The 5129-nt window shown below is 74.8% G+C and carries 1 protein-coding gene and 2 pseudogenes; all 3 read left to right on the top strand.

The genetic code is table 11. The annotated features are described in order from the left end of the window. Positions 1-7 precede the first annotated feature (7 nt). Positions 8-2755 (top strand): type I polyketide synthase, encoded by a 2748-nt coding sequence (locus tag AD017_RS25855; protein WP_060575841.1) that lies wholly within the window; start codon positions 8-10, stop codon positions 2753-2755. After that, positions 2706-3779: pseudogene (locus AD017_RS36575) on the top strand (IS630 family transposase); the annotation flags it as partial. The gene AD017_RS25855 and the pseudogene AD017_RS36575, both read left to right, overlap by 50 nt. Positions 3780-3917: 138 nt before the next feature. Continuing rightward, positions 3918-4619, top strand: a pseudogene (locus AD017_RS37530) (polyketide synthase dehydratase domain-containing protein); the annotation flags it as partial. Positions 4620-5129 lie beyond the last annotated feature (510 nt).

Consider the following 5129-nt stretch of genomic DNA (forward strand, 5'->3'; position numbering starts at 1 on the left):
GATTCTGATGAGCACGTCGGACCAGAAGTACGTCGAGGCACTCCGGTCGTCCCTCAAGGAGGTCGAGCGGCTCCGCAGGCAGAACGAGCAGCTGGTCGCGGCCGCGGCCGAGCCGGTCGCGGTCGTCGGGATCGGCTGCCGCTTCCCCGGCGGCGTCGCCTCCCCGGAGGACCTGTGGGACGTCGTCGCCCAGGGCCGGGACGTCCTCGGGCCGTTCCCGGCCGACCGCGGCTGGGACCTCGACGCGCTCGCCGGTGACGGCGAGGGCGGCAGCCTGGCCCAGGTCGGCGGGTTCGTCGACGACGTCGCCGGGTTCGACCCGGGCTTCTTCGGGATCTCCCCGCGCGAGGCCGTCGCGATGGACCCGCAGCAGCGGATCCTCCTGGAGATCACCTGGGAGGCCCTGGAGCGGGCCGGCATCGACCCGTCGTCGCTGCGCGGCACCGACACCGGCGTGTTCGTCGGCACCACCGGCCAGGACTACGGCGAGGTGATCCGCGCGTCCGACGAGGACGTGGCCGTCTACTCGACGACCGGGCACGCCGCGAGCGTCATCTCCGGGCGGCTGTCCTACACCCTGGGCGCCGAGGGCCCGGCCGTCACCGTCGACACCGGCTGCTCGTCGTCGCTCGTCGCGATGCACCAGGCGGTGCAGGCGCTGCGCGCCGGCGAGTGCGGGGTGGCGCTGGCCGGCGGCGCGTCGGTCATGGCCACCCCCGGCCCGTTCGTCTCCTTCACCGCGCAGAGCGGGCTGGCCGCCGACGGCCGCTGCAAGCCGTTCGCCGCCGGTGCCGACGGCACCGGCTGGGCCGAGGGCGCCGGGATGCTCGTGCTGATGCGGCTCTCCGACGCGCGCCGGGAGGGCCGCGACGTGCTCGCCGTCCTGCGCGGGTCGGCGATCAACCAGGACGGCGCCTCCAACGGCCTGACCGCCCCCAACGGCCCGTCCCAGCAGCGGGTGATCCGGGCGGCGCTGGAGAGCGCGCGCCTGGGCTCCGGCGACGTCGACGCCGTCGAGGCGCACGGCACCGGCACCACGCTGGGCGACCCGATCGAGGCGCAGGCGCTGCTCGCCACGTACGGCGCGGAGCGCGCGCACCCGCTGCTGCTCGGCTCGGTGAAGTCCAACATGGGCCACACCCAGGCCGCGTCGGGCGTCGCAGGCGTCATCAAGATGATCATGGCGTTGCGGCACGGGGTGCTGCCCCGCAGCCTGCACGCCGAGCGTCCCTCGGCCGACGTCGACTGGACCGCGGGTGCCGTCGAGCTGCTCGACGGCGCCGTCGACTGGCCGGAGACCGGCCGCCCGCGCCGCGCAGGCGTCTCCTCGTTCGGGATCAGCGGCACCAACGCGCACGTCATCCTGGAGCAGGCCCCGGAGACCGACGAGCAGGCACCTGCCGCCGAGGTCCCCGCCCCCGCCGTGGTGCCGTGGCCGCTGTCCGCCCGGACCGCCACCGCCCTGGACACCCTGCGCACCCGGCTCACCACGGCGGCCGCCGGCGTCCGGCCGCTCGACGTCGGCGCCTCGCTGGCCACCGGCCGCGCCACCTTCGAGCACCGCGCCGTGCTGCTCGGCTCCGGGGACGACGCGACCGAGATCGCCCGCGGCGTCGCCGGGGAGGGCCTGACGGCGCTCCTGTTCTCCGGGCAGGGCTCGCAGCGCCTGGGCGCCGGACGGGAGCTGCACGCCCGGTTCCCGGTGTTCGCCGAGGCGTTCGACGAGACCGCCGCGCTGCTCGACGCCGCGCTGCCCGACACCGGCCGCACCCTGCGCGACGTGCTGTGGGGCACGGACGCCGACGCCCTCGACGACACCGGCTGGGCGCAGCCCGCGCTGTTCGCGATCGAGGTCGCCCTGTACCGGCTGGTCGCCTCGCTGGGCGTGACCCCGGACCTGGTCGGCGGGCACTCGATCGGTGAGATCGCCGCCGCGCACGTCGCCGGCGTCCTGTCGCTGCACGACGCCTGCACGCTCGTCGTCGCGCGCGCCCGGCTCATGGCCGCGCTGCCGCGCGGCGGCGCGATGCTCGCCGTCGGCGCGACCGAGGACGAGGTCGCCGCCCTGCTCACCGACGGGGTCTCGCTCGCCGCGGTCAACGGGCCGTCGTCGGTCGTGGTGGCCGGTGACGCCGACGGCATCACCGCCATCGAGGGGCACGCCCGCGCCCAGGAGTGGCGCACCACCCGGCTCCGGGTCAGCCACGCGTTCCACTCGCCGCTGATGGACCCGATGCTCGACGAGTTCCGCGCCGTCGCCGCCGGTCTCACGTACCACGAGCCGCGGATCCCGGTCGTCTCCAACCTGACCGGCTCGGTCGCCGAGGTCGCCGACATCCGCTCCGCCGACTACTGGGTGCGGCACGTCCGCGGCACCGTCCGCTTCGCCGACGGCGTCGCCGCCCTCACCGCGCGCGGCGTCACCACGCTGGTCGAGCTCGGCCCCGACGGCGTGCTCTCCGGCATGGCGCAGGAGTCCCTGCCCGAGGGCGCCGTCGCCGTTCCGCTGCTGCGCCGCGACCGCGGCGAGGAGCTGTCGCTGGTCACCGGCCTCGCCACGGCCCACGTCCGCGGGACGACGGTGGACTGGGCCCGGCTGTTCGACGGCACCGGTGCGACCCGGGTCGACCTGCCCACCTATCCGTTCGAGCACACCCGCTACTGTCATGAGTCGCGAGTTCGCGACATATTTGTAAGGTGGTCTGGTGGCACGGACCGGACGACCCAAGGCCGAGCTGATCCTGTCCGACGATGAGCGGTCAGCGTTGGAGGAATGGATTCGCCGCGGGTCGACTCCGCAGGCGTGGGCGCTGCGGTGTCGGATCATCCTGGCGTGCGCTTCGGGCGCGACGAACAAGGAAGTCGCGGCGCAGACGGGGTCGGCTGCGCACACGGTGGGCCGGTGGCGTGCCCGGTTCGTTGCTCACCGGATCGCCGGGCTGGGGGACCTGCCCCGTCCGGGCGGTCCGCGCACGGTCACCGACGCTCAGGTCGCCGAGGTGATCACCACGACGTTGGAGTCCAAACCGGCTGATGCGACGCACTGGTCGACCCGCGGGATGGCCGAGCATTCGGGGTTGTCCCAATCGACGATCTCGCGGATCTGGCGCACCTTCGGGTTGGCCCCGCACCGAGCCGAGACGTTCAAGCTGTCCACCGATCCGTACTTCATCGAGAAACTCCACGACGTCGTCGGTCTCTACCTTGACCCGCCCGAGCGGGCGCTGGTGTTCTGCGTGGACGAGAAATCCCAGATCCAGGCCTTGAACCGGTCCCAACCAGTGCTGCCGATGATGCCCGGCATCCCGCAGCGACTGACCCACGACTACGTGCGGGCAGGAACCACGACGTTGTTCGCCGCGCTCGAGGTCACGACCGGGAAGGTGATCGGGTCGCTGCATCGCCGCCATCGCGCGAGCGAGTTCCGCACGTTCTTGACCAGGCTCGACCGCGAGGTCCCCGCCGAGCTGGACGTGCACCTGGTGCTGGACAACTACGCCACCCACAAGACCCCGGCTATCAAGACCTGGCTGGTGGCTCACCCGAGGTTCCACCTGCATTTCACCCCGACCGGATCGTCGTGGCTCAACCTGGTCGAGCGTTGGTTCGCCGAGCTGACCACCAAGAAGATCCGCCGCGGCGTGCACACCTCGGTCCCCGCCCTCGAAGCCGACATCCGCGACTGGATCGCCGGCTGGAACAACAACCCCAAGCCCTTCGCGTGGACCAAGACCGCGGACGAGATTCTCGAACGACTCACCCGATATCTGAAGCGAATCCCTGACTCAGGACACTACTGGCCGGCGCCCGGGCGGGGCGCCCGGGACGTCACCGCCGCCGGACTCGGCACGGCCGGCCACCCGCTGCTCGGCGCCGCCGTCGAGCTCGCGGGCGACGACGGCGTGCTGTTCGCCGGCCGGCTGTCCGTCCGCACCCACCCGTGGCTCGCCGACCACGGCGTGCAGGGCCGGGCGCTGCTGCCCGGCACCGCGTTCGTCGAGCTGGCCGTGCGGGCCGGTGACGAGGTCGGCTGCACCCGCGTCGAGGAGCTGACCCTCGCCGCGCCGCTGGTGCTGCCCGAGCGCGGCGGCGTGCGCGTGCAGGTCCGGGTCGGCCCCGAGGACGCCCGCGGGCGCCGCACCCTCGGCGTGTTCTCCCGCCCGGAGGACGCCGACGGCCTGCCGTGGTCGCAGCACGCCACCGGTGTGCTCGGCGCGGGAGCCCCCGCCTCCGACGCGTTCGACGCGACCGCCTGGCCGCCGGCCGGTGCCGAGCCGGTCGACCTCGACGGCTGCTACGAGCGCCTCGCCGGGATCGGGTTCGACTACGGGCCCGCCTTCCGTGGGCTGCGTGCCGCGTGGCGCCGCGACGGCGAGGTCTTCGCCGAGGTCACGCTGCCCGACGACGCCGGGACCGACGCGACCGACTTCGGCCTGCACCCCGCCCTGCTCGACGCCGCGCAGCACGCCGCCGCCTACGGCGACCTCGGCGCGATCAGCCGCGGCGGCCTGCCCTTCACCTGGGAGGGCGTGCAGCTGCTCGCCGCCGGGGCCGGCACCGTCCGGGCCCGGATCGCGGCCGCCGGCGACGACACCGTCACGATCGCGGTGTACGACGCCGCGGGCGGGCCCGTGCTGTCCGTGGACTCGCTGGTCTCCCGCGAGGTCCCCGCCGGCACCGGCACCGACCGCCACGACGACGCACTGTTCCGCCAGGAGTGGACCCCGCTGCGCGACGGCACCGGGCAGGCCCCGGCGGCGGTCGCCGTCGTCGGTCCCGAGGCGGGCGGCCCCGGCCCGGTCGGCACCGCCGCGCTGCGGGCCGCCGGGATCCCGGTGCGCACCTACCCCGACCTGGCCGCGCTGGCCGCATCCGGCGAACCCGTCCCCGAGCTGGTGCTGGCCGGGACCGTCCCCACCGTGCCCTGCCGCGGCACCGTCGCCGACGCCACCCGTGCGGGCACCGCCGCGACCCTGGAGCTGGTCCAGCAGTGGCTCGCCGGCGCCGAGTTCGCCGACGCCCGCCTCGTGCTGCTCACCCGCGGCGCCACCGACGGCACCGACCCGGCCGCCGCCGCGACCCACGGCCTCGTCCGCACCGCCCGCACCGAGAACCCCGGCCGGCTCGCG

The sequence above is a fragment of the Pseudonocardia sp. EC080619-01 genome, from assembly GCF_001420995.1.
GTDB lineage: Bacteria > Actinomycetota > Actinomycetes > Mycobacteriales > Pseudonocardiaceae > Pseudonocardia.